Source organism: Janibacter sp. A1S7, from assembly GCF_037198315.1.
GTDB lineage: Bacteria > Actinomycetota > Actinomycetes > Actinomycetales > Dermatophilaceae > Janibacter > Janibacter alittae.
In genome coordinates this window covers 1,716,341-1,740,401 of sequence record NZ_CP144913.1, presented here as the reverse complement: position 1 = coordinate 1,740,401, position 24,061 = coordinate 1,716,341, and the positions used below count along the sequence as shown (strand labels likewise).

The following is a 24,061-nucleotide window of genomic DNA, read 5'->3' as shown; positions in this document are numbered from 1 at the left end:
GCACACGCCCCGCGTCGCCGTTGGCGACGCCAGATGGTAGGAGTACGTCGATGGCCCAGCCCACCCTCACTGTCTGGAAGTTCGACAACACCGACGGTGCCCAGGACGCAGTCCGAACACTGGAGGACCTCACGAAGAAGAATCTCCTGACGGTTATCGATGTCGCCACTGTCTCCTGGGAGGAGGGCAAGAAGAAGCCCAAGACCCGCCAAGGCACGTCGACGACAGGGACCGGCGCGCTCGGGGGCTCGTTCTGGGGCCTGCTCTTCGGCCTCATCTTCTTCGTCCCACTCCTGGGGGCCGCCGTGGGTGCTGCGACGGGAGCACTCGCCGGCTCGTTGTCGGATGTCGGGATCGACGACTCCTTCATCGACAGGGTTCGCGACCAGGTCACACCGGGTACGTCGGCCTTGTTCCTGATGAGCAGCGATGCGGTCCTGGACCGGGTGAAGGAGGAGTTCGCCGGACATGAGCCTTCCGAACTCATCTTCACGAATCTCACCGGCGACCAGGAAGAGGCGCTTCGGAACGTGTTCGGTGACGACTGAGCCGGAGTAGGCCACCTCCCGGGCGAGCGCCCGCACATGCACGACGGTTCCCCACCGGGAATCGGCCGCGCAGTGGGCTGCTGCGCGTGGGGGGTGGCCGCCGGCCTCACTCCGGTGAATAACCGAGATTCGGTCCCAGCCAGCGCTCGGCCTCGCGGATGGTCCAGCCCTTGCGCCGGGCGTAGTCCTCGACCTGGTCCTTCGCGATGCGACCGACGACGAAGTACTGGCTATCGGGGTGGCCGAAGTACCAGCCGGAGACCGCTGCACCCGGCCACATGGCCATCCCCTCGGTCAGCTCGATACCGATCTCGTCGACGTCGAGGAGCTGCCACAACGTCTTCTTCTCCGTGTGGTCGGGACAGGCCGGGTAGCCCGGCGCCGGTCGGATGCCGGCGTACCGCTCCTTGATCAGGGCCGCGTTGTCCAGGTCCTCGTCCGCGGCGTAGCCCCAGTACTGCGTGCGCACCCGCTCGTGGAGACGCTCCGCGAAGGCCTCGGCGAAGCGGTCGGCCAGTGCCTCGAGCAGGATCGCGTTGTAGTCGTCGTGCTCGGCCTTGAACTCAGCGATCTTGTCCGCGGCGCCGAGGCCACCGGTGACGGCGAAGGCCCCGATCCAGTCCTTGAGGCCGGTCTGCCTGGGCGCGATGAAGTCCGCCAGACTGCGGTTGGGCACGCCCGGTCGGTGCTTGCCCTGCTGGCGAAGCATGTGCAGCGTGTGCGCGACCTCGGAGCGGGACTCGTCGGTGTAGATCTCGATGTCGTCGCCGATCGCGTTCGCGGGGAAGAGCCCGATGACCCCCTTCGCGGTCAGCCACTTCTCCTCGATGATCCGGTCGAGCATCACCTGCGCCTCGTCGTAGAGCTTGCGGGCCACCTCGCCGGTCGTGGGGCTGTTGAGGATGTCCGGGAAGGAGCCCTTGAGCTCCCAGGCGTTGAAGAAGGGCTGCCAGTCGAAGTACCCGCGCAGCTCGGCCAGGTCGTAGTCCTCGAAGACCACGCGGCTGGGGGAGACGCCGGACAGGTGGGCCTGCTCCTGTCCCCAGTCGATCGGCGTGCGTGCCTCCAGGGCCTCCTGGTACGTCAGCTTCGGACGGTCGTTGTTCTTCGCCGCGTGCCGCTTGCGCAGGGCGTCGTAGTCGGCCGCGACCTCCGTCAGGAGCGGCTCCTTGCCGGTCCGTGAGAGCAGCTGGCTGACCACCGGGACGGAGCGGGAGGCATCCTTGACCCAGACGACGGGACCGTCGTACTGCTGGTCGACCTTGACGGCCGTGTGCGCCCGCGAGGTCGTGGCGCCACCGATGAGCAACGGGATGTCGAACCCCTGGCGCTGCATCTCCGAGGCGACGCCCACCATCTCGTCGAGGGAGGGCGTGATCAGCCCGGAGAGGCCGATGATGTCGGCGTCGTGTTCGCGCGCGGTCTCCAGGATCTTCTGCGTCGGCACCATCACGCCGAGGTCGATGACGTCGTAGTTGTTGCACTGGAGGACGACCCCGACGATGTTCTTGCCGATGTCGTGCACATCGCCCTTGACGGTGGCCATGATGACCATCCCCTTGGAGCGGTCTGCGTCACCGGGCTTCTTCGACGCCTCGATGTAGGGGATGAGGTGGGCCACGGCCTTCTTCATCACCCGGGCCGACTTGACCACCTGGGGCAGGAACATCTTGCCGGCGCCGAAGAGGTCCCCGACGACCCCCATGCCGTCCATGAGCGGCCCCTCGATGACCTCGATCGGCTCACCCTCGGCGGCCTCGATCTCCTGGCGCAGGGCCTCGGTGTCCTCGACCACGTGGTCATCGATCCCCTTGACGAGGGAGTGCGTGATGCGTTCGCGAAGGGGGAGCCCGCGCCACTCCTCGCTCGCCTCCTCGGCCTTCTGCCCATCAGCGCGGAACTCCTCGGCGATCTCCAGCAGGCGCTCCGTCGAGTCCTCGCGCCGGTTGAGGACGACGTCCTCGATCCGCTCGCGCAGCTCGGCGTCGATCGTGTCGTAGGGAACGAGGGCACCGGCGTTGACGATTCCCATGTCCATGCCGGCGCGGATCGCGTGGTACAGGAAGACCGCGTGGATGGCCTCGCGCACGGCATTGTTGCCGCGGAAACTGAAGGAGACGTTGGACACCCCTCCGGAGACGAGCACGTGCGGCAGGTTCTGCTTGATCCAACGGGTACCCTCGATGAAGTCGGTGCCGTAGGCAGCGTGCTCCTCGATACCGGTGGCCAGGGCGAAGATGTTGGGGTCGAAGACGATGTCCTCGGCGGGGAACCCGACCTCCTGCGTGAGGATCGTGTAGGCCCGCTGGGCGATCTCGGTGCGGCGTTGCAGGTTGTCCGCCTGCCCCTCCTCGTCGAAGCCCATGACGACGACGGCGGCACCGTACTTGCGGCACAGGCGCGCCTGCTCGACGAAGGGCTCGACGCCCTCCTTCATCGAGATGGAGTTGACGATCGCCTTGCCCTGGGCGCGCTGCAGGCCCGTCTCGATGACCTCCCACTTCGAGGAGTCGATCATCAACGGAACCTTCGAGATGTCCGGCTCCGAGGAGACGAGGTTGACGAAGGTGCCCATCGCGGCCACTCCGTCGAGCATCCCCTCGTCCATGTTGATGTCGATGGCCTGGGCGCCGTTCTCGACCTGCTGGCGGGCCACCGACAGGGCGGTCGGGTAGTCGTCGGCCTCGATCAGCTTGCGGAAGCGTGCCGACCCGGTGACGTTGGTGCGCTCACCGACGTTGACGAAGAGCGACTCGCTGGTGACGTTGAACGCCTCCAGCCCGGACAGGCGCAGGGCCGGCTCGACCTCGACGGGGACGCGGGGGACGGCTCCCTCGATCCCGGCAGCGATGGCGGCGATGTGCTCCGGGCTGGTGCCGCAGCAGCCTCCCAGGATGTTGACCAGCCCGGACGTGGCGAACTCCGAGACGAGCTCGGCCATGTACTGCGGGTCCTGGTCGTACTCGCCGAAGGTGTTCGGCAACCCGGCATTGGGGTAGGCCGAGACGAAGGTGTCGGCGACCCTGCCCAGCTCGACGAGGTACTGGCGCATCTCCTCGGCGCCGAGCGCGCAGTTGAGGCCGACGGCCACCGGCTGCGCGTGCCGGACGGAGTTCCAGAAGGCCTCGGTGGTCTGCCCGGTGAGGGTGCGCCCCGACGCGTCGGTGATCGTGCCGGAGACGATGACCGGCCAGCGGCGCCCCTGCTCCTCGAACAGGGTCTCGATCGCGAAGATCGCGGCCTTGGCGTTGAGCGTGTCGAAGATCGTCTCGATGAGCAGCACGTCGGCGCCGCCCTCGACGAGACCCAGGGCCTGCTCCCGGTACGCCTCCACGAGCTGGCTGAAGGTGATGTTGCGATGGGCCGGGTCGTTGACGTCGGGGGAGATCGAGGCAGTGCGCACGGTCGGCCCCATCGCCCCGAGCACGTAGCGCGGACGCGACGGGTCGGCGGCCATCGCCTCGTCGGCGGCCGCCCTCGCCAGCCGCGCGGCGGCGACGTTGATCTCCCGGGCCAGCCCCTCCATCCCGTAGTCGGCGAGGGAGATGCGCTGGGCGTTGAAGGTGTTGGTCTCGATCAGGTCGGCGCCGGCGTCGAGGTACTGACGGTGCAGGTCCTTCACGATCGCCGGCTGGGTGAGCGAGAGGAGGTCGTTGTTGCCCCGGACGTCGTTGGCCCAGTCCGCGAAGCGCTCTCCCCGGAACTCGGCCTCCGACAGCCCCTGCTGCTGGAGCATCGTCCCCATGCCGCCGTCCATGAGCAGGACCTGCGCGCGCATGGCCTCCTGCAGGGACTCGGTGGCGTCGGGACGAAGGGCGCTGTCAGTCACCGGATGGATCCTGTCATCGAAGGGCTACGGGAGCTTCCATTATCCGCACGTGCGACGCTCGCCTAGGGTCAGGGTCATGGCCGAGCCGATCGAACCGCCCCCGCGTGGGATCCGTCTGGCCACGATCGGCTCGATCCCCGTCTACCTCGGATGGTCGTGGCTGTTGCTCGGCGTGATCATCATCGTGATCATCGGACCGGGCACCGCCGCCCGGTTCGGGGCGGTGACCGGGTACGCGATCGCCGCCGTCTACGCGCTGGCCCTGCTGCTGAGCGTGCTGGCCCACGAGGCGGCGCACGCGGTCGCGGCGCGGGCCTTCGGGCACACGGTGCACCGGGTGGTCGCCGACCTGTGGGGCGGGCACACCGCCTTCGACGCCTCGCACGGCACTGCCCGGAGCGCGGCGACGATCGCCATCGTCGGTCCACTGACCAACGGCGTCATCGCGGCCCTCGCCTTCGGCGGGGTCGTGCTCTCCGGGTCCGACGTCGTGGTGACCCTGCTCAGCGGTGTGGCCTTCGTCAACGGCGCGCTGGCGCTCTTCAACCTCCTCCCGGGCCTGCCGCTCGACGGTGGCCAGGTCGTCGAGTCGCTGATCTGGGCGGCCACGGGTGACCAGTCGCGTGCCCGGGTCATCGCCGGCTGGGCCGGCCGGGTGCTGGTCGTGGTGATCGTCCTGGCGATCATCGGCGTGCCCCTGGCGCGCGGCGCGACACCGGACCTGTCGATCACCCTGTGGACCGCTCTCATCGGCGCCTTCCTGTGGTCCGGGGCGACGAGTGCGATCGCCCAGGGGGAGGCGCTGGGCACCCTGCGTGGCCTGGACGTGGCGACGGTCCTGGAGCCGGCCGCCGCCATCCGGGACGACCGGCCCCTGACCGAGCTGACCTCCCTTCGCGCCCTGCCCGTGGTCGTCGACGCCGCGGGGACGCCGATCGGCCTGATCGACCACGACGCGCTGCGCTCGGTTCCCCCGGGCGCCGTGGCGAGCACCCCGGTCTCGGCGGTGACCACCCCTGCGCCGGCGGCCTGGACCACCGAGCTGCGACCGGGGAGCGAGGCCCTGGACCTCGTTCGCGCCTTCCAGTCCTCCGGCTCGTCGATCGTCGCGGTGACCTCGGACGGACAACTGCACGGGGTCGCGCGGGCAGCGCGGGTCAATGCCGCCCTCTCCCGCACCTAGACTCGGACGTCATGAGTGCCACCGGATCCGCCTATCGCCGTGGTCCCTTCCGTGAGGGGGACCGGGTGCAGCTGACCGACCCGAAGGGGCGGATGCACACCATCACGCTCACCCCGGGGAAGCAGTTCCACACCCACCGCGGCCACGTCAAGCACGACGACCTCATCGGCGAGCCGGACGGCTCGACGGTGACGAACACGGCCGGGACGCAGTACCTGGTCCTGCGTCCGTTGCTGTCCGACTACGTGATGTCGATGCCGCGCGGCGCTGCCGTGGTCTATCCCAAGGACGCCGGCCAGGTCATCCAGATGGCCGATGTCTTCCCCGGCGCGAGCGTCGTGGAGGCGGGTGTCGGCTCGGGTGCGCTGTCGATGTCGCTGCTGCGCGCCGTCGGTGACACCGGCCGGGTGCACTCCTTCGAGCGTCGTGAGGACTTCGCGACGATCGCCAGGGCGAACGCGCAGGCCTTCTTCGGCGAGGACCACCCCGCGTGGACCGTGACCGTCGGCGACCTCGTGGAGTCACTGCCGGACGCGGTCGAGCCCGGCAGCGTCGACCGGGTGGTGCTCGACATGCTCGCCCCGTGGGAGTGCCTCGAGGTCGTCGCCGACGCGTTGACGCCCGGCGGCGTGCTCATCTGCTACGTCGCGACCGCGACGCAGCTGAGCAAGGTCGCCGAGGCCATGCGCGATTTCGGCACCTTCACCGAGCCGGAGGCCTGGGAGTCGCTCGTGCGCGGCTGGCACCTCGAGGGGCTCGCCGTGCGCCCGCAGCACCGCATGCACGGTCACACCGGTTTCCTCATCTCGACGCGACGGCTCGCTCCGGGCGTCACCCCGCCGCCACGCAAGCGCCGCCCCGGTCGCGGCTACGCCGCCCAGGAGGAGGCCGCGGGCAACGGGAGCGACTCCGCTCCAGCGGACGCACCCGCGGGCGCGGACGACGCCGAGTGGACCTCCGAGGCCCTCGGCGAGCGGGTGGCCTCCGCGAAGAGGATGCGCAAGCTCGCCCGAGGGGTGGTCCCCCCTTCGCCGAGGTGAGCGATCGGGGGAGACTGGGTAGGACACCGCCTCACCCGGCGGGAAGGGAGCAGACGTCGATGACCACCGAACCGACCCCCCAGCACGAGCGTGAGCTGCGCGACCTGCGGGCGGACCTCGCCCGGCAGAAGTCGCAGTCGGCGACCGTCGCCTCGCAGAACGAGCGCCTGGTGCGCACCCTCAAGGACGCGCGTCAACAGCTCGTCACCCTCCGCGAGGAGCTCGAGCGACTGGCCCAGCCGCCCGCCTCCTACGCGGTCATCGTGGAGGTGCACGCGCAGGACCGGGCCGTCGACGTGCTCAGCGGTGGACGCAAGATGCACGTCGCGGTCAGCCCGGCCGTGGACGTCGAGGAGCTGGGGGTCGGCCGCGAGGTGCGCCTCAACGAGGCGATGAACGTCGTCTCGGTCCATGGTGAGGACGTCGCCGGAGAGGTCGTCGTCGTCAAGGAGGTCCTCGACGAGGACCGGCTCCTGGTGATCATGCGTCAGGACGAGGAGCGGGTGGTGCGCCGCGGCAGCCGGGTGACCGAGAAGCAGGTGCGTGTCGGGGACGCCGTGCTCGTCGACCAGCGCAGCAACATCGCCGTCGAGCGCATCCCGCGGGCCGAGGTGGCCGACCTGGTCCTCGAGGAGGTCCCCGACCTCGGCTACGACGACATCGGTGGCCTCTCGACGCAGATCGAGGCGATCCGCGACAGCGTGGAGCTGCCCTACCTGCACGCCGACCTGTACGAGCGCCACCAGCTCAAGGCACCCAAGGGCGTGCTGCTCTACGGCCCGCCCGGCAACGGCAAGACGATGATCGCGAAGGCCGTCGCCTCGTCGCTCGCCCGCAAGGTCGCCGAGCGCACGGGGCAGGACAGCGCCACGGCCTACTTCCTCAACATCAAGGGCCCGGAGCTGCTCAACAAGTACGTCGGCGAGACCGAGCGGCACATCCGGCTGATCTTCCACCGTGCCCGTGAGAAGTCGACCGACGGGACCCCGGTCGTCGTCTTCTTCGACGAGATGGACAGTCTCTTCCGCACCCGCGGGTCGGGGGTCTCCTCGGACGTGGAGACGACGATCGTGCCGCAGCTGCTCGCGGAGATCGACGGCGTCGAGGGACTGGACAACGTCATCGTCATCGGCGCCACGAACCGGGAGGACATGATCGACCCGGCCATCCTGCGTCCGGGGCGCCTGGACGTGAAGATCAAGATCGACCGTCCCGACGTCGAGGGCGCGCGCGACATCTTCAGCAAGTACCTCACCCCCGACCTGCCGCTGCACCCGGAGGACCTCGGGGAGCACGGCGGCAACCCGGATGCGACGGTCGCGGAGATGATCGACGCGGTCGTCGAGCGGATGTACGCCGAGTCCGACGAGAACCAGTTCCTGGAGGTGACCTACGCCGGTGGCGACAAGGAGGTCCTCTACTTCAAGGACTTCAACTCCGGGGCGATGATCCAGAACATCGTCGACCGGGCGAAGAAGGCCGCGATCAAGGACTTCCTCACCACCGGGACCGAAGGCCTGCGCGTCGGACACCTCCTGGACGCCTGCGTGGCGGAGTTCAAGGAGAACGAGGACCTGCCCAACACGACGAACCCGGACGACTGGGCGAAGATCTCGGGCAAGAAGGGCGAGCGCATCGTCTACGTCCGCACGCTCATCGGTGGCAAGTCCGGAGCCGCCGAGCCGGGACGCTCGATCGACACCGGGCACCGCACCGGCCAGTACCTCTGAGCGCCGCGGCCGTCGCACCTGCTCAGGCTCGTGCGAGTCGTCCCGCCACCAGACGCCAGCCGAGCAGGGTGACGCCGAGGACGAGCGTTGCGACGATGACGAAGGGCAGGGCCGTGCCCTGGCCCGCCAGCGCCCGCAGCACCATGCCCACGATGACCGTCGTGGTCCACACCGGGATCCCCTCCACCGTCCCCGTGGGCCACGCCCGTCGGGCGAGCACGACGAGCGACCATCCGATCAGCAGGCCGACGAGGAACGGCCAGGCGGTGTGCCACCACCCGGCCGGGTCGAGCGGCTCCTCGTGGGTACGTCGGCCCACGAGCGTGAACGCCGCGACGATGACGACGTCGAGCCCCAGGGCGACGGCAGCACGGGTGCCGGGTGCCGGGAGGGCCGGTCCGGGACGAGTCACCGGGTCAGTCCTCCTGGACCAGGTGCCGACGCAGCTCGCAGACGAGCTCTGCACGGTGCTGTGCACCCGATCGTGCGATCCCGGGGACGCTGGCGAACCCGTGCGGCTGCCCGACGTAGTTGGTGACCCGCACGGGGACTCCGGCCCGGCGCAGGGCCTCGCCGTAGCGCAGGCCGTCGTCGCGGATCGGGTCCAGGTCGGCGGTCTGCACCAGAGCCGGCGCGACGCCCGCCACGTCGCCGAAGAGCGGTGAGACGAGGGGGTCGGTGAACTCCACGGCGTCGTCGGCGTCCCCGATGTAGAGGGCGCGGAAGGCGAGGATCTTGGCCTCGGTGAGGACCGCTCCCTGCGAGTGCTCCGCGATCGACGGCGAGGCCATGGTCATGTCCGTCGCCGGGTAGATCAGCGCCTGGTGGCGGATGACCGGCTCACCGTCGGCGGTGCGCAGACCGCGCAGCTGCTGGGCGACGACGGCCGAGAGGTTGCCTCCGGCGGAGTCGCCGCACAGGGCGATCCGGTCCCGGTCGACGCCGTGGTCGGCGTTCTCGCGCAACCACCGCGTGACGTCGATCGCGTCGTGCGCGGCCGTCGGCGCGCGGTGCTCCGGCGCCATCCGGTAGTCGACGCTGACGACGACGGCGTCGAGCTCGGCCGCGAGGTGGCTGCACAGCGGGTCGTACATCCGGGTGGACCCCTGCACCCAGCCCCCACCGTGGAAGTACACGACGAGCGGTCGCGGCGAGCCGGTTCCGGACGGCGTGTACCAGCGAAGGGGGATGGCCGCCCGGTCCCGCGCGGGGGCGCTCCCTTCGTCGATCGCGACGTCCGAACGGACTGGACCGGTGATCCAGGAGAAGGGGGGCGAGGTCGGGTAGACCTGCGCCCGGGACCGCTGGATGTCCTCGAGGGTGGCATCGACGATCGACACGCGTCCGACGGTGTCGAGGAAGACGGTCACCAGGCCCATCATCGGGGCGAGGCCGGGGTAGGGGCGCTTCATCGATCCGCCTCGTGCAGGTGGTGCCGCAGCTCGCCCACGAGCTCCTGGAGTGCGGGCTCCGCCGCGGGGGCGAGCCCCGGGAAGTTGAGGAATCCGTGCGGGGCGCCACGGTAGTTCGTCTGCCGTACCTCGACCCCTGCGGCGCGCAGGGCGTCGGCGTAGGCCGCACCATCGGGGCGAAGGGGGTCCAGCTGGGCCGTCTGCACCAGCGCCGGTGGCAGGCCGGTCAGGTCGCCGTGGGCGGGGGAGAGCACCGGGTCACGGTCGTCCGCGTCGTCACCGAGGTAGAGGCCACGGAAGCTGCGCAGCATGGCCGGGGTGAGGATCGGGTAGCGCTGGTCCAGCGTCTGCAGGTCGTCCAGCTCGCGCTCGGTCAGGTCCGGAGCCGGGTAGACGAGGGCCTGGTGACGCAGCCCCACGAAGGCCTCGTCCCGCAGGTGCTGGGCGATCCCGGCCGCGAGGTTGCCGCCGGCCGAGTCCCCGGTGACGCCGACGGCGTCGGTGCGGGCGCCGATCTCCTCGGCATGGTCCAGCGCCCAGGTGCAGGCGTCCCGGCAGTCGAGCGCAGCCTGCGGCGCCCGGTACTCGGGCGCCATCCGGTAGGCGACCGTGACGACGACGGCTCGGGCTGCTGCGGCGATCCGGGTGAGGTACGGGTCGTAGATGCCGACGTGCCCGATGACGAAGCCGCCTCCGTGGAAGTGCAGGAGGAGCGGCAGCCGTTCGGCGGACGCCGGTCGGTGCACGCGCACCGTCAGCTCGTGGCCGTCGCGCACGGTGATCCGGTGGTCCTCGCTGCGCACGCCACGGTGCGGAGTCCCGACGACCCACGTGTACGGCGGGCGCATCGGCACCGCGCTGCGCATCCTCGACAGCCGATCCGCAGTCATCTCGTCGGCGGTGACCGAGAAACGGGTGAGGAAGTCGAGGATCCTCGTGCCCACGGGCAGCCACGTCTGGTCGTCCACGCCCCCATTCAACACGCTGCCCCCTCGACCACGGTGGGTGGGCGCCTACCCTGTGGCCATGAGTGTCAGACGGGTCATGGGAGTCGAGACCGAGTACGGGATCTCCGTCCCGGGGCAGCCGCAGGCCAACCCGATGGCCGCCTCCGGCGAGGTCGTCACCACCTATGCGCGGGCGCACGGGCTGCGCGCCGCCCACGGTGCGTGGGACTACAGCGACGAGCACCCACTCGTCGACGCCCGCGGCTTCGAGGTGCCCCGGTCCCGGGCGGACCTGTCCCAGCTGACGGACATCGAGGACCCGACGTTGGCCAACGTCGTGCTCGCCAACGGGGCCCGTCTGTACGTCGACCACGCGCACCCCGAGTACTCCAGTCCGGAGGTCACCTCCCCGCGGGATGCCGTCGTGTGGGACCGGGCGGGGGAGCTGGTCATGCGCGAGGTCGTGCAGCGACTGGCCGCCACCCCGCCCGGCATCAACCTGTACAAGAACAACACCGACGGCAAGGGTTCCTCGTACGGCACGCACGAGAACTTCCTCGTCACCCGCAGGACCCCCTTCGAGCGGATCATCGCCGGACTGACCCCCTTCTTCGTCGCCCGCCAGGTCATGTGCGGTGCGGGACGGGTCGGGATCGGTCAGGAGAGCGAGCACGCCGGGTACCAGATCTCCTCCCGCAGTGACTTCTTCGAGGCCCCGGTGGGTCTGGAGACGACCTTCAAGCGTCCGATCATCAACACCCGGGACGAGCCGCACGCCGATCCGGACACCTGGCGCCGGCTGCACGTGATCATCGGCGACGCCAACCAGGCGGACGTGGCCAACCTGGTCAAGACGGGCTCCACCTCGCTCGTGCTCGCCCTCATCGAGGCGGACGCGATCGATCGTGGGTTGGAGGTGCTCCACCCGGTCGAGGCCCTGAAGGTCATCTCCCACGACCCCACCTGCACGGCGACGGTGCGGATGCGCGACGGACGGGACCTCACGGCGGTGCAGATCCTCACCGAGTACCTCGAGATGGCCACCGCCTTCGTCGAGCGCGAAGGGAGCGACCCGGCCACTGACGAGGTGCTCGCCCACTGGGAGCGGATCCTCGGTCTCCTCGCGAACGACCCGATGGACGCGGTGGCCGACATCGACTGGGTCGCCAAGCTCAACCTGCTCGAGCGCTACCGCCAGCGGGACGGCATGGCGTGGGGTGACCCACGGCTGACCGCGATCGACATCCAGTTCTCCGACGTGCGCCCCGAGAAGGGCATCTTCCACACGCTGGAGAGGGCCGGCCGGATCACCCGGCTGACGAACGACGAGGAGGTCCGTGCGGCGGTCTCCACCCCGCCGGCCGACACCCGGGCATGGCTGCGCGGGGGTGTCGTCGAGCGTCTCGGGCAGCACGTCGTGTCCGCGTCGTGGGACAGCCTGGTGCTCCGGCTGCCGCGGGCCGGTCGGATCGCTCGCGTCTCGATGCTCGACCCGCTCGCCCACGGTCGCGACGAGACGGAGTCGCTGCTGGCCACCGACGACGTCGACGACCTCGTGACCGGGCTCGGGGCATAGGCTCGCAGGTACCGGTTGCCGGCAGCTGCCGGTCGCGACGAGAAGGAGCAGTCATGGCGCAGGAGCAGACCCGTCCCGAGCGTTCCGGTGGCGGTGACGAGGGTCCCGTCGACGAGGGGACCCGGGTGGCGGCGCAGAACGCCGCGCGGGACGAGGACGTCGACTCGGTGCTCGACGAGATCGACGGCGTCCTGGAGTCCAACGCCGAGGAGTTCGTCAAGGGCTTCGTCCAGAAGGGTGGCCAGTGAGTCGGACGCTGTCCCACGGGAGGCTGCCGGAGGCCTTCACGACCGCCGGCGGGGCCTCATTCACGCAGTTCCTCGGGCAGCACGAGCCGGAGCTGCTGCCGGGCCGTCGTTCCCTGCCCGGCACGCCCGCGATCGAGGCGCCGCACGGCACGACGATCGTCAGCCTGGCCTGGCCCGAGGGTGTCCTGATGGCGGGGGACCGGCGCGCCACGATGGGCAATGTCATCGCCAACCGGGACGTGGACAAGGTCTTCGCCGCCGACGACCTCTCGCTCGTCGGGATCGCCGGCACGGCCGGGGTGGCGATCGAGATGGTGCGGTTGTTCCAGGTCGAGCTGGAGCACTACGAGAAGATCGAGGGCACGCACATGTCCCTCGAGGGCAAGGCGAACCGGCTGGCCGCCATGCTCCGCGGGAATCTCGGTCTGGCGATGCAGGGGTTGGCCGTCGTCCCGGCCTTCGGCGGATACGACCCCGACACCGGCACCGGTCGGATCTTCTCCTACGACGTGACCGGCGGATGCTATGAGGAGCACCGGCACCACAGCGTCGGTTCGGGAGCGGCCTTCGCGCGTGGTGCGTTGAAGAAGCTGTGGCGGCCCGACATGGGCCGGGACGAGGCGGTGCGCGTCGCCGTCGAGGCGCTCTACGACGCCGCCGACGACGACTCCGCGACCGGCGGGCCCGACGTGCACCGGCGCATCTGGCCGACCGTCGGCGTGGTGGGTGCCGACGGGGTCACCTTCCTCGACGAGGCCGCCCTCGAGGACGCGGTCGCGACCGTGCTGGAGACCCGTCGCGGCAATCCGGGAGGTGCCCGGTGACCCAACCCCCCTTCTACGTCTCACCCGAGCAGGTGATGAAGGACCGGGCGGACTTCGCCCGGGCCGGGATCGCCCGCGGTCGCTCGGTCGTGGTCCTCGCCTACGACGGCGGCATCCTCTTCGTCGCCGACAACCCGAGCAGCCGGTCGCTGAACAAGGTCAGTGAGATCTACGACCGCATCGGCTTCGCGGCGGTCGGCAAGTACAACGAGTTCGAGAACCTGCGCGTCGCCGGCATCCGGTACGCCGACCTGCGTGGCTACTCCTACGACCGCTCCGACGTGACCGCACGGGGGCTGGCCAATGCCTATGCCCAGACCCTGGGCACGGTCTTCACCGAGGACCAGAAGCCCTACGAGGTCGAGATCGTGGTCGCCGAGGTCGGGAGCACGCCCGAGAGCGACCGCATCTACCGGCTCACCTACGACGGGTCGGTCTCCGACGAGGCCGGGTGCGTCGTCATCGGCGGTGCCAGCGAGCAGCTCAACGAGACCCTGCGCTCGCGCTGGCGCAGCGGGATGGACCTGACCGAGGCCTTCGACCTGGCCGTGGGGGTGCTGTCCAACCACGGCGAAGGGGAGGTGCCGGGACCGCGGGTCCCGCCCGAGGCGCTCGAGATCGCCGTGCTCGAGCGTGACCGGCCGCGCCGGTGCTTCCGCCGGCTCATCGGGCCGCCGCGGGGCGAGGGTTAGCCTGCAGACGTGGAGCGACGCATCTTCGGTATCGAGACCGAGTTCGGGATCACGGCCGTCACCGACGGGCACCGACGACTGACGCCGGACGAGGTGGCCCGCTACCTCTTCCGCAAGGTGGTCACCTGGGGACGCTCGAGCAACGTCTTCCTGCCCAACGGCTCCCGCCTCTACCTCGACGTCGGTAGCCACCCCGAGTACGCCACCGCCGAGTGCGACGACCTGCGCACCCTCGTCGCCCACGACCGGGCGGGGGAGCGCATCGTGCAGGACCTCGTCGAGGACGCCCAGGCGCGCCTGGCGGAGGAGGGCGTCGCCGGTGACATCTACGTCTTCAAGAACAACGTCGACTCGGCCGGCAACTCCTATGGCTGCCACGAGAACTTCCTCGTCGCGCGCACGGACAACTTCGCCGCCGTGACCGAGGGCCTGCTGCCCTTCCTCATCACCCGCCAGTTGATCGCCGGCACCGGCAAGCTGATGAAGGGCAGCGGCGGAACCACCTTCTCGGTCAGCCAACGGGCCGACCACATCTGGGAGGGCGTCTCCTCGGCAACCACCCGCTCGCGGCCGATCATCAACACCCGCGACGAGCCGCACGCCGATGCCGAGCACTACCGCCGCATGCACGTCATCGTCGGCGACTCGACGATGACCGAGACGACGACGTTGCTCAAGGTCGGCTCGGCCCACCTCGTGCTGCGCATGCTCGAGGACGGCGTCGCCATGCCGGACATGACGCTGGACAACCCGATCCGGGCGATCCGCGACATCAGCCTGGACCGGACCGGGCGCACTCCGGTGGCCCTCGCCGACGGCCGCCGCATGAGCGCGCTGGAGATCCAGGGCGAGTACCTGGCCCGGGCCACGGACTACGCCGCGCGGGAGGGCATCGACGACGATCTGACCGCACAGGTCCTCGACCTGTGGGGGCGGACGTTGCAGGCCGTCGAGACCGATGACCTCTCGCTCGTCGACACGGAGGTCGACTGGGTGATCAAGTACCGCCTGCTCGATGCCTACGCCACACGACACGGACTCGACCTCGACGACCCGCGACTGGCCCAGCTCGATCTCGCCTACCACGACATCGACCCGGCTCGGGGAGTGCACCACGTGCTCCAGCGGGCCGGTCGGATCGCGCGGGTCGTCACGGACGAGGAGATCGTCACGGCGATGGCCACCCCGCCGCAGACCACGCGCGCCAAACTGCGCGGGGACTTCGTGCGTACCGCGCGCGAGCACTCGCGTGACGTCACGGTCGACTGGGTGCACCTGAAGGTCAACGACGAGGCGCAACGCACCGTGCTGTGCAAGGACCCCTTCCGCTCCGTCGACGAGCGGGTGCAGCGCCTCATCGACATGATGGCCGCCACATAGCGCTCGCCAGGGGCCCTCGGGTCAGCGGACACCCAGAATCGCTGGTTAGGGTGTGCGCGAACCACTTCCTACCCCACCGATGAGGTTGACCGTGCCCAAGGCCCGTCCCCGTTTGACCACCGCCGTTGCGGCATCGCTCGCATCGCTGATGCTCCTGACCGCTTGTGGCGGCGACTCCGAGAGCGACTCGTCGGACACGGGGTCCAGCGAGTCGGCGTCCGACTCCCAGGACGCGACGCCCACCCTCGCGGAGCCGAAGGAGGAGGACCTCGACAAGGTCGAGGAGATCGAGGTCACGCAGGCCGACGGCAAGAAGGGCCCCTCCGTGGAGCTGCCCGAGAAGCCGCTCGAGGTCTCCCAGACCACCCGCACCATCCTGGACGAGGGCGACGGCAAGGAGCTGCCGGACGACGCCTACGCCACGGTCGACCTCGCGATGTTCTCCGCCAAGGACGGCAAGGCCATCGACGGGTCGGAGACCTACTCCAGCTCACCGATCGTCCTCGACCTGGGTAACAAGCAGTCCCTGCCCGGGCTCGTCAAGACCATCAAGGACCAGCCCATCGGATCCAGTGGTGTCGCCGTGCTCACGCCCGAGGACCTCTTCGGCAAGGAGGGCGCTCCGCAGCTGGGGATCGACGGCAAGGACAACCTCGTCCTCGTCTACGACGTGCGCGGCGAGCTCCCGGCCAAGGCCCAGGGCAAGGAGGTCGAGCCGAAGGACGGTCTGCCGACGGTCGACTGGAAGGCCGACGCCCCCGCCGACATCACCATCCCCGAGGGCGAGGACCCGCCGAAGAAGCTCGTCGTCGAGAAGCTCATCGAGGGTGACGGCGAGAAGATCGCCAAGGACGACTACGTCTACGTCTCCTACACCGGCGTGACCTGGAAGGACGGGAAGGTCTTCGACTCGTCCATGAAGGACGGGCGCGGGCCCTTCGCCTTCCCGGTCGGCCAGAACGCCGTCATCCCCGGCTGGGACAAGGCCGTGGAGGGCGCGAAGGTCGGTGACCGCCTGCTCGTGGTGGTCCCGCCGGAGGAGGGCTACGGCAAGGAGGGCACTCCCGACGGGTCGATCAAGGGTGGCGCCACGCTCGTCTTCACCGTCGACATCCTCGGCGCTCCCTGAGCGCCGCTCCCAGGCTCTGCCCGCACCACCACGAAAGGAACCGCCACATGCCGTTCGACCCGAACACCACCAAGCCGGAGATCGACTTCCCCGGTGACACCCCGCCCAACGAGCTCGTCGTCGAGGACATCAGCGTCGGTGACGGCGCCGAGGTGACCCCCGGCTCGCCGATCCAGGCGCACTACGTCGGCGTCGCCCACTCGACCGGCGAGGAGTTCGACGCCTCCTGGAACCGTGGTGCACCGCTGGCCTTCACCGCCGGCGTCGGGCAGGTCATCCAGGGCTGGGACCAGGGCCTGATCGGGATGAAGGAGGGCGGTCGACGCAGGATCACCATCCCGCCCCACCTCGGGTACGGCGACCAGGGCGCCGGCAACGTCATCAAGGGTGGCGAGACCCTGATCTTCGTCGTCGACCTGGTCAAGGCCGGCTGACGACCCCGCGCACCCGGCCGGATGACGGTCGAGGACGGGCCGCGGCGAGGAGGACACGCTCCTGGCCGCGGCCCGTCGCGTGGTCCAGCACGTCGGCAGGTTAGCCTCGCCGTGACGAAGGGAGCGGATGTGGCGGCACCCAACACACCCCGGGCCAAGGCCGAGCGCCTGCTGAACCTGACGATGAGCCTGCTGTCCTCGCGGATCCCCCTGCCCAAGCACCGGATCCGTCACCTGGTCGAGGCCTATCGCAGCGTCGAGTCCGACGAGGCCTTCGACCGGATGTTCGAGCGCGACAAGGACGACCTGCGCGCCATGGGGATCCCGCTGGTCACCGAGGAGATCGGGGTCTTCGAGGACGAGCAGGGCTACCGGATCGACCGTCGCGACTACGACCTGCCGCCGATCGAGCTCACCGCGCAGGAGCTGGCGGTGGTGGGCCTGGCGAGTCGCGCGTGGGCCCACGCGGCGATGGCCGGGACGGCTGCGACGGCGTGGCGCAAGGTGGCTGCCGGTGACGAGCTGAGCGAGGACCCCTTCGTCGGGCTGGAGCCGCACCTCGGCAGTGGTGAGAGTGCCTTCGAGCCGCTCAAGGACGCCGTCCTGATGACGGCCACCGTCCGCTTCGACTATGCCCGGGCGGGGGAGGGGACCGCCAGTCCCCGGCACGTCGAGCCCTGGTACCTGACTGCCTGGCACGGCCGGTGGTACCTCGTCGGTCACGACCTCGACAGGGGGGCGCCGCGTGTCTTCCGGCTCTCGCGCGTCACCTCCACGGTGACCACCACCGGTGAGGCGGCCACACAGGCGGTGCCCGAGGACCTCGACCCCGTCTCGATGATCGCCGCCACCGATGGTCGGGAACCGCAGTCCAGCGCGGCCGCGCTGCGCGTGCGTGTCGGGACCGGGCACGTGCTGCGCCGCCGCGCCCGTACCGTGGATTCCATCGACGAGCAGTGGGACCGGGTCGAGCTCGACCACGGTGACCCGGCCGACTTCGCCGCCGAGATCGCCAGCCACGGCCCCGACGTCGTCGTCGAGCAGCCCGCGGACCTGCGCGAGGCCGTCATCGACCGGCTCGAGGCCGTCATCAGCGCACACCGGGAGGTCTCGGCATGACCCGTCAACCCGTGGAGTCGGCCACCAACCGCGTCGAGCGACTGCTGACGATGGTCCCCTGGCTCGCCAGCCGCCAGGGGATCGAGATCGAGCGAGCGGCAGCGGGACTGGGCATCACCGAGAAGCAACTGCGCGCCGACCTCGACCTGCTCTTCATGTGCGGGTACGGACCGATGCCGGACGAGCTCATCGAGGCCAGCTACGAGGGCGGTCGCGTCTTCGTCAGCAACGCGGACGCGATCTCCCGCCCCCTTCGTCTGACCGTCGACGAGGCCGTCTCGCTCATCGTGGGCCTGCGGTCCCTGGCCACGTCCGGGGCGGGGGAGTCCAGCGCCGTGGAGCGTGCCCTGGCCAAGCTCGAGGGTGCGGCCGGAGCCATTCCGGGCGTCGACCGGGTCCTCGTCGTCGAGGACGACACGCAGGGCGGTCAGGTGCTCGCGGACCTGCGGGATGCCCTCACCGCGGGACGTCGGGTGCATCTGGGGTACCACGTCCCCAGCCGGGACGAGCGCACCGAGCGCGACGTCGACCCGATGCGCCTGGCGCGGGTCGAGGGGCACTGGTACCTCGAGGGCTGGTGTCACCGGGCGACGGACGTGCGACTCTTCCGGGTCGACCGGATCGAGGCAGTCGAGGTGCTCGACCTGCCTGCCGACCCTCCCGAGGGGCTCACCGGCCGTGACCTGCGCACGGGCGTCTACCAGGGTGGCGCCGAGGACGTGGCGGTCCTGGTGCGTCTGGCACCCGGCGCGCACTGGGTCGCGGAGTACTACCCGGTCACCGATCGCCGACCGGACGGCGACCACCTCCTGGTCACCATGCCTGCGAGCACCGAGGGCTTCATGCGTCGGCTCGCGCTGCGTCTGGGGGGCGATGTCGAGGTCGTGGAGCCGACGTCGCTGCGGGACTCCGTGGCCGGACACGCCCGAGCCGCTCTGGCTGCCTATCGGAACTGAGAGTCGTGCGGTGTGCCGACCCTCGGCCCGTACACTGGTGAGTGAACGTACCAACGCGAAAGGTGCCGTCATGCCCAGCCTGGGTCCCATGGAGATCGTCCTCATCCTGGTGGTCATCCTCCTGCTGTTCGGTTTCAAGAAGCTGCCTGATGCGGCGCGCAGCCTCGGCAAGTCGGCCCGCGTCTTCAAGGCCGAGGTCAGCGAGATGAAGGAAGAGGACCGCCAGCGCGAGGCGGAGAAGTCGGCCCGCGAGTCAGGCACCGTGGAGTCGACCACGACCGAGAGCGCCCCTGCTGACGACGCCAAGCCGCGCACGGACAACGAGTCCGGCCCGGTTGGCTGACTCACCCCCTTCGTCCACGCACCGCATGGCCCGACGTGACCGCACGCCCAAGGACCCCGAAGGGCGGATGCCGCTCAAGGCGCACCTGCTGGAGTTCCGCAACCGGCTGATGATCGCAGCGACCGCGATCGTCGTCGGGGCGGTCGTCGGGTGGGTGCTCTACGACGGGGTCACGATCGCCGGCTTCGCCTATGCCGGGGTCTACGAGCAGCTGACGCAGCCTTTCGACCAGTACAAGGCCTCGAACCCGGAGAGCGCCGCCGCCCTGCTCAACTACGGCAACGCCACCTCGGCGTTCACCACGCAGCTGGGCATCTCGATCTTCACCGGCGTCATCATCTCCAGTCCGATCTGGGTGTGGCAGATCTGGGCGTTCATCCTCCCCGGGCTGACCCGTCGTGAGAAGAGGATGTCCCTCGGTGTCTTCTTCACCGCGATCCCGCTCTTCCTCACCGGGTGCATCTTCGCGTACATCACCCTGCCGAAGGCCCTGATCATCCTCTTCGGCTTCACCCCGGACGACGGCAAGTCCAGCAACATCCAGCAGGCCAGCGACTACTTCAGCTTCGTCACCCGTTTCATCCTCGCCTTCGGGCTGGCCTGGCTGCTACCCGTCTTCCTCGTGGGTCTCGTCGCCATCGGCATCATCTCCGGACGGACCCTGCTGAGGTCCTGGCGAGTGGCCGTCCTGCTGATCTTCGTCGCCTCCGCGATCATCACCCCGACCCCGGACCCGTTCACGATGTTCCTGCTCGCCGGCCCGTTGTGCGTGCTGTACTTCATCGCCATCGGGATCGCACTGCTGATCGACCGGCGACGCGTCGCCCGCGGTGAGGAGCCCGACTGGTCGCACCTGTCCGATGACGAGGCCTCACCACTGACCTGATCGTTCTGGCATAGCGTGGGGACATGTCCTCGCCCGCTGAACGCTATGCCGCTTCCCGCCGCAAGGGCCGAGGGGAGCTGGCGGCCTTCACCGCCACCTACGACTTCGATCTGGACCGTTTCCAGCTGGATGGGTGCGAGGCGATCGAGGCCGGCAACGGCGTCCTCGTCGCCGCACCGACCGGGGCCGGCAAGACGGTCGTCGGTGAGTTCGCCGTCCACCTGGCACTCGCCCGCGGTCAGAAGGCCTTCTACACCACGCCGATCAAGGCGCTGAGCAACCAGAAGTACCACGAGCTCGTGGCCACGCACGGTCATGACAACGTCGGTCTGCTCACCGGCGACGTCTCCGTCAACGGCGAGGCGTCGGTCGTCGTCATGACGACCGAGGTGCTGCGCAACATGATCTATGCCGGGTCGAGGACGCTCGATACCCTCGCCTTCGTCGTCATGGACGAGGTCCACTACCTTGCCGACCGCTTCCGGGGCGCCGTGTGGGAGGAGGTCATCATCCACCTGCCCCGCTCGGTGCAGGTGATCTCCCTGTCGGCGACGGTGAGCAACGCGGAGGAGTTCGGCGACTGGCTCGCCGAGGTGCGCGGTGGCACCGAGGTGGTCGTCTCGGAGGAGCGGCCCGTGCCGCTGTGGCAGCACATGCAGGTCGGCCGGGACGTGCACGACCTCTTCGTCGACGAGGAGGGCGCCGCGGCCGGGGCACCGACCAAGGTCAACCCCGAGCTGCTCGACGCCATCCGTGACAAGGTGCGCGGCACCGAGGACGACCCGCGGATGCGACGTGGTGGTGGACGGGGCGGACGGGACCGTCGCGGCGGACGCGACCGGCGTGGCAGCAGCGGTCCCGGAGGCCGGCCCCGCGCGGGAGGCGCTCGATTCGGCGGAGCGGCCTCGCGCACCGAGGTCATCCGTGAGCTGGATCGTGACGGCCTGCTACCGGCGATCACCTTCATCTTCAGCCGAGCAGGGTGCGACGGTGCAGTGGGCCAGTTGCTGGCGGGCGGCGTCCGTCTGGTCTCCGAGCGGGAGGGCGAGCGCAACCGTCGCACCGTCGAGGAGCGCGCTGCCGTCCTCGAGGGCGAGGACCTCGACGTCCTCGGTTACCACCAGTTCGTGGCCGGTATCGCTGCCGGCTTCGCCGCCCACCACGCAGGGATGCTGCCGCTCTTCCGCGAGATCGTCGAGGAGCTGTTCACCGCCGGCCGCATCCGAGCCGTCTTCGCCACCGAGACGCTCGCCCTGGGCATCAACATGCCCGCCCGCACGGTCGTGCTCGAGAAGCTCGTGAAGTTCAACGGCGAGTCGCACGTGGAGATCACGCCCGCGGAGTACACCCAGCTGACCGGTCGTGCCGGCCGGCGGGGGATCGACGTCGAGGGCCACGCGCTCGTCGTGTGGTCGCGGGGGCTGGACCCGATGGCCGTGGCCGGCCTCGCCTCGACCCGGACCTACCCCCTTCGCTCCAGCTTCAAGCCGACGTACAACATGGCGGTCAATCTGGTCGCCCAGGTGGGGCGCCAGACGGCCAAGGAGGTCCTGGAGACCTCGTTCGCGCAGTTCCAGGCCGACCGGGCGGTCGTCGGCCTGGCCACGAAGGTCCGTGAGCAGCAGGAGTCCCTGGACGCCTACGCCGACGCGATGCACTGCCATCTCGGTGACTTCCGCGAGTACGCCGCGCTGCGCAGGCGGATCACCGACGTGGAGAAGGAGGGCAAGCGCCGCCGGGGTGCCAACCGTCGGGCCGAGATCGCCGTCTCCCTCGAAGCGCTGCGCGTCGGCGACATCATCCGCATCGGGGGACGACGGTCCGGCCTCGCGCTCGTCATCGCGCCACCACGCTCGTACAAGGGTGAGGAGTCGGCGCCGACGGTGCTGACCGAGCACAAGCAGGTGCGGCGGCTCGTGCCGGCCGATCTCGACGGGCCGGTCAGTGCCTTCGGGAAGCTGACGATCCCGCGCGGATTCAACCCCAAGTCCGTCAAGCAGCGGACCGACCTCGCGACCCTGCTGCGGACCAGGGCGCCCGACGAGCAGGCCCCGAGCGTGCGCACCAGGGCCACGGAGGCGGCGAAGGGGGAGGACGAGCTCCTCGCGCAGCTGCGGCGGGAGCTGAAGGAGCACCCCTGCCACCAGTGCCCGGAACGTGAGGTGCACGCCCGGTGGGCCCAACGGTGGTGGAAGCTGAAGCGGGAGACCTCGTCACTGCAGCGCAAGGTCGAGCACCGCACCAACTCCGTCGCGCAGACGTTCGAGCGGATCTGCGTCGTCCTGACGAGACTGGGATACCTCGACGACGACGGCGAGAGCGTGAGCGACCTCGGCGGGCGACTGCGTCGGCTCTACACCGAGAAGGACCTCCTGGCGGCCGAGTGCCTGGGCGGGGGAGCGTGGTCGAGACTCGATCCGGCCGAGCTGGCGGCCGTCGTCTCCATGCTCGTCCACGAGCCGCGTCGCGAGGAACACGATCCCTTCCCGCGGCTGCCCACCGACGGAGTGTCGGACGCGTGGCAGGACATGCTGCAGCGCTGGAGCGAGCTGGAGGACCTGGAGAGCGAGCACGCGCTGCCACTGACCGGTGAGCCCGACGGCGGCATCGCCTGGGCCGTGCACCGGTGGGCGAGCGGTCGCCGGCTCGACGAGGTCCTCAGCGGGTCGGACCTGACTGCCGGGGACTTCGTGCGCCGCTGCAAGCAGGTCGTCGACCTGCTCGGTCAGGTGGGGGACGCGGCCCCGCAGCCACACCTGCGGACCGTGGCCCGCAAGGCCGTCGACGCGGTCCGTCGGGGCGTCGTCGCCGCCGACCAGCTGGACTGACGCCCCCTTCGCCGGTCAGATGGAGCGAAGGGCGGTCCCCACCCGGTCGAAGGGCCCGGTCAGGGCGTGCTCGAGGGCGAGCCGGCTCATCGCGCCGGGGTCGGCGATGTCGGCCGGCAGGTGGAGGTCGCGGTCGCCGACCGGCACGTCGTGGGCGACCCGGACGACGAGCGGCGCCACGTCGAGGTAGCCGGACGCCGCCTCGAGGTTCGTGCGCCGGGCGCCCTTGATGCGCGGGTCACCCGAGGCCACGGCCGCTCGCACCCCGGCCAGCGAGCCGAAGTCGCGGATGAGGGACGCCGCCGTCTTGTCACCGATGCCCTTCACGCCGGGCAGGCCGTCGCTGGTGTCCCCACGCAGCGCCGCCATGTCCAGGTAGGCCTCGCCCGTCGGCACGCCATACGTGTCTGCCAGGAACGACTGGGTGATGACGTCGGGCTGCCGGACGCCACCGCGCGCGGTGTAGAGCACCCGCGTCCCGGACGCATCATCGACGAGCTGAAAGAGGTCCCGGTCGCCGGTGACGACGTCGACCGGCATCTGCCCGCGGTAGCGCATCGCCAGGGTGCCGATGACGTCGTCCGCCTCGTAGTCGGCGGCCCCGATGCGCGGGATGCCGATCGCCTCCAGGGCTGCGGCGATGAGCGGGACCTGCGGCTCGAGCTCATCCGGCACGGCCTCTCCGTCGGCGGCGTCCTCGGCGACGCGGTGCTCCTTGTACGTCGGGATCGCGTCGACCCGCCACTGCGGGCGCCAGTCATCGTCCCAGCAGGCCGCCAGGTGGGTGGGCCGGTACCGGGTGACGAGGGTGGCGATCATGTCGAGGAATCCGGCCACCGCGTTGGTGGGGGTGCCCGAGGGGCCGGTGGTGCGCGCCGGCACGCCGTAGAAGGCACGGAAGTACAGGGATGCGGAGTCGAGCAGGAGCAGGCGTTCGTTCGCCGGGGTGGACATGCC

21 protein-coding genes are annotated in these 24,061 nt (G+C 70.0%); 16 read left to right on the top strand and 5 right to left on the bottom strand.

Going from position 1 to position 24,061, the window contains the following annotated elements; translation table 11 throughout:
* Positions 1-50: 50 nt before the first annotated feature.
* Complete coding sequence (locus V1351_RS08300; protein ID WP_338747692.1) at positions 51-548, top strand: DUF1269 domain-containing protein; 498 nt, start codon at positions 51-53, stop codon at positions 546-548.
* Between the two features lie 106 nt (positions 549-654).
* Here V1351_RS08300 and metH read toward each other — a convergent pair whose 3' ends face one another.
* The gene (metH, locus tag V1351_RS08295; protein ID WP_338752485.1) at positions 655-4,326 is read right to left on the bottom strand and encodes a methionine synthase; all 3,672 of its coding nucleotides are present in this window, start codon (positions 4,324-4,326) and stop codon (positions 655-657) included.
* Positions 4,327-4,453: 127 nt separating this feature from the next.
* On the opposite strand from metH, the gene V1351_RS08290 reads away from it, so the two are divergent.
* Genes V1351_RS08290 through arc form a run of 3 tightly spaced genes read left to right on the top strand, consistent with a single transcriptional unit; the run spans position 4,454 to position 8,330 of the window.
* Positions 4,454-5,560 (top strand): site-2 protease family protein, encoded by a 1,107-nt coding sequence (locus tag V1351_RS08290; protein WP_338747691.1) that lies wholly within the window; start codon positions 4,454-4,456, stop codon positions 5,558-5,560.
* Between the two features lie 11 nt (positions 5,561-5,571).
* Positions 5,572-6,600 (top strand): tRNA (adenine-N1)-methyltransferase, encoded by a 1,029-nt coding sequence (locus V1351_RS08285; RefSeq protein WP_338747690.1) that lies wholly within the window; start codon positions 5,572-5,574, stop codon positions 6,598-6,600.
* A 59-nt stretch (positions 6,601-6,659) separates the two neighbouring features.
* The gene (gene arc, locus V1351_RS08280) at positions 6,660-8,330 is read left to right on the top strand and encodes a proteasome ATPase (RefSeq protein ID WP_338747689.1); all 1,671 of its coding nucleotides are present in this window, start codon (positions 6,660-6,662) and stop codon (positions 8,328-8,330) included.
* Between the two features lie 22 nt (positions 8,331-8,352).
* Here the strand turns inward: arc and V1351_RS08275 are convergent, their stop codons facing one another.
* Genes V1351_RS08275 through V1351_RS08265 form a run of 3 tightly spaced genes read right to left on the bottom strand, consistent with a single transcriptional unit; the run spans position 8,353 to position 10,710 of the window.
* A complete protein-coding gene (locus tag V1351_RS08275) occupies positions 8,353-8,742 on the bottom strand; it encodes a DUF3054 domain-containing protein (protein WP_338747688.1) in 390 nt (129 codons plus the stop codon).
* 4 nt (positions 8,743-8,746) lie between these two features.
* The gene (locus V1351_RS08270) at positions 8,747-9,742 is read right to left on the bottom strand and encodes an alpha/beta hydrolase (protein ID WP_338747687.1); all 996 of its coding nucleotides are present in this window, start codon (positions 9,740-9,742) and stop codon (positions 8,747-8,749) included.
* Positions 9,739-10,710, bottom strand: a complete 972-nt coding sequence (locus V1351_RS08265) for an alpha/beta hydrolase (RefSeq protein ID WP_338747686.1) — start codon at positions 10,708-10,710, stop codon at positions 9,739-9,741. The genes V1351_RS08270 and V1351_RS08265 overlap by 4 nt, the downstream gene beginning before the upstream one ends.
* A gap of 58 nt (positions 10,711-10,768) precedes the next feature.
* On the opposite strand from V1351_RS08265, the gene dop reads away from it, so the two are divergent.
* From dop to V1351_RS08205, 12 genes are all read left to right on the top strand, one after another.
* Complete coding sequence (gene dop, locus V1351_RS08260; protein WP_338747685.1) at positions 10,769-12,265, top strand: depupylase/deamidase Dop; 1,497 nt, start codon at positions 10,769-10,771, stop codon at positions 12,263-12,265.
* 53 nt (positions 12,266-12,318) lie between these two features.
* Positions 12,319-12,513, top strand: a complete 195-nt coding sequence (locus tag V1351_RS08255; protein ID WP_338747684.1) for a ubiquitin-like protein Pup — start codon at positions 12,319-12,321, stop codon at positions 12,511-12,513.
* Entirely contained in the window at positions 12,510-13,337 is an 828-nt protein-coding gene (gene prcB / locus V1351_RS08250; RefSeq protein WP_338747683.1) for a proteasome subunit beta, read from the top strand. Before V1351_RS08255 ends, prcB begins: the two co-directional genes overlap by 4 nt.
* Positions 13,334-14,029, top strand: coding sequence for a proteasome subunit alpha (prcA, locus tag V1351_RS08245; RefSeq protein WP_338747682.1), 696 nt, complete (start codon positions 13,334-13,336; stop codon positions 14,027-14,029). The genes prcB and prcA overlap by 4 nt, the downstream gene beginning before the upstream one ends.
* A 9-nt stretch (positions 14,030-14,038) precedes the next feature.
* Positions 14,039-15,409 carry a Pup--protein ligase gene (gene pafA, locus V1351_RS08240; RefSeq protein WP_338747681.1) on the top strand — a complete coding sequence of 457 codons (1,371 nt, stop codon included), beginning with the start codon at positions 14,039-14,041 and terminating at the stop codon, positions 15,407-15,409.
* 91 nt (positions 15,410-15,500) lie between these two features.
* Entirely contained in the window at positions 15,501-16,538 is a 1,038-nt protein-coding gene (locus V1351_RS08235) for an FKBP-type peptidyl-prolyl cis-trans isomerase (protein WP_338747680.1), read from the top strand.
* Between the two features lie 47 nt (positions 16,539-16,585).
* Positions 16,586-16,972 carry an FKBP-type peptidyl-prolyl cis-trans isomerase gene (locus V1351_RS08230; protein ID WP_338747679.1) on the top strand — a complete coding sequence of 129 codons (387 nt, stop codon included), beginning with the start codon at positions 16,586-16,588 and terminating at the stop codon, positions 16,970-16,972.
* 129 nt (positions 16,973-17,101) lie between these two features.
* On the top strand, positions 17,102-18,091 hold the full coding sequence (locus tag V1351_RS08225) for a helix-turn-helix transcriptional regulator (RefSeq protein WP_338747678.1): 990 nt from the start codon (positions 17,102-17,104) through the stop codon (positions 18,089-18,091).
* Complete coding sequence (locus V1351_RS08220) at positions 18,088-19,047, top strand: helix-turn-helix transcriptional regulator (RefSeq protein WP_338747677.1); 960 nt, start codon at positions 18,088-18,090, stop codon at positions 19,045-19,047. The genes V1351_RS08225 and V1351_RS08220 overlap by 4 nt, the downstream gene beginning before the upstream one ends.
* Positions 19,048-19,117: 70 nt before the next feature.
* Entirely contained in the window at positions 19,118-19,390 is a 273-nt protein-coding gene (tatA, locus tag V1351_RS08215) for a Sec-independent protein translocase subunit TatA (RefSeq protein WP_338747676.1), read from the top strand.
* A 25-nt stretch (positions 19,391-19,415) separates the two neighbouring features.
* Complete coding sequence (tatC, locus tag V1351_RS08210) at positions 19,416-20,276, top strand: twin-arginine translocase subunit TatC (protein ID WP_338747675.1); 861 nt, start codon at positions 19,416-19,418, stop codon at positions 20,274-20,276.
* Between the two features lie 23 nt (positions 20,277-20,299).
* On the top strand, positions 20,300-23,104 hold the full coding sequence (locus V1351_RS08205) for a DEAD/DEAH box helicase (RefSeq protein WP_338747674.1): 2,805 nt from the start codon (positions 20,300-20,302) through the stop codon (positions 23,102-23,104).
* A gap of 15 nt (positions 23,105-23,119) precedes the next feature.
* On the opposite strand, the gene V1351_RS08200 is transcribed toward V1351_RS08205, so the two are convergent.
* Positions 23,120-24,058: a 5'-3' exonuclease gene (locus V1351_RS08200; RefSeq protein ID WP_338747673.1), complete on the bottom strand. Its 939-nt coding sequence runs from the start codon at positions 24,056-24,058 to the stop codon at positions 23,120-23,122.
* Between the last annotated feature and the right edge of the window lie 3 nt (positions 24,059-24,061).

Excerpts from the sequence above, each read along its gene's own strand:
- V1351_RS08300 (WP_338747692.1), top strand. The coding sequence starts at position 51 with ATGGCCCAGCCCACCCTCACTGTCTGGAAGTTCGACAACACCGACGGT.
- metH (WP_338752485.1), bottom strand. The coding sequence starts at position 4,326 with ATGCGCGCGCAGGTCCTGCTCATGGACGGCGGCATGGGGACGATGCTC.
- V1351_RS08290 (WP_338747691.1), top strand. The coding sequence starts at position 4,454 with ATGGCCGAGCCGATCGAACCGCCCCCGCGTGGGATCCGTCTGGCCACG.
- V1351_RS08285 (WP_338747690.1), top strand. The coding sequence starts at position 5,572 with ATGAGTGCCACCGGATCCGCCTATCGCCGTGGTCCCTTCCGTGAGGGG.
- arc (WP_338747689.1), top strand. The coding sequence starts at position 6,660 with ATGACCACCGAACCGACCCCCCAGCACGAGCGTGAGCTGCGCGACCTG.
- V1351_RS08270 (WP_338747687.1), bottom strand. The coding sequence starts at position 9,742 with ATGAAGCGCCCCTACCCCGGCCTCGCCCCGATGATGGGCCTGGTGACC.
- dop (WP_338747685.1), top strand. The coding sequence starts at position 10,769 with ATGAGTGTCAGACGGGTCATGGGAGTCGAGACCGAGTACGGGATCTCC.
- V1351_RS08255 (WP_338747684.1), top strand. The coding sequence starts at position 12,319 with ATGGCGCAGGAGCAGACCCGTCCCGAGCGTTCCGGTGGCGGTGACGAG.
- V1351_RS08230 (WP_338747679.1), top strand. The coding sequence starts at position 16,586 with ATGCCGTTCGACCCGAACACCACCAAGCCGGAGATCGACTTCCCCGGT.
- V1351_RS08220 (WP_338747677.1), top strand. The coding sequence starts at position 18,088 with ATGACCCGTCAACCCGTGGAGTCGGCCACCAACCGCGTCGAGCGACTG.
- tatA (WP_338747676.1), top strand. The coding sequence starts at position 19,118 with ATGCCCAGCCTGGGTCCCATGGAGATCGTCCTCATCCTGGTGGTCATC.
- tatC (WP_338747675.1), top strand. The coding sequence starts at position 19,416 with ATGGCCCGACGTGACCGCACGCCCAAGGACCCCGAAGGGCGGATGCCG.
- V1351_RS08205 (WP_338747674.1), top strand. The coding sequence starts at position 20,300 with ATGTCCTCGCCCGCTGAACGCTATGCCGCTTCCCGCCGCAAGGGCCGA.
- V1351_RS08200 (WP_338747673.1), bottom strand. The coding sequence starts at position 24,058 with ATGTCCACCCCGGCGAACGAACGCCTGCTCCTGCTCGACTCCGCATCC.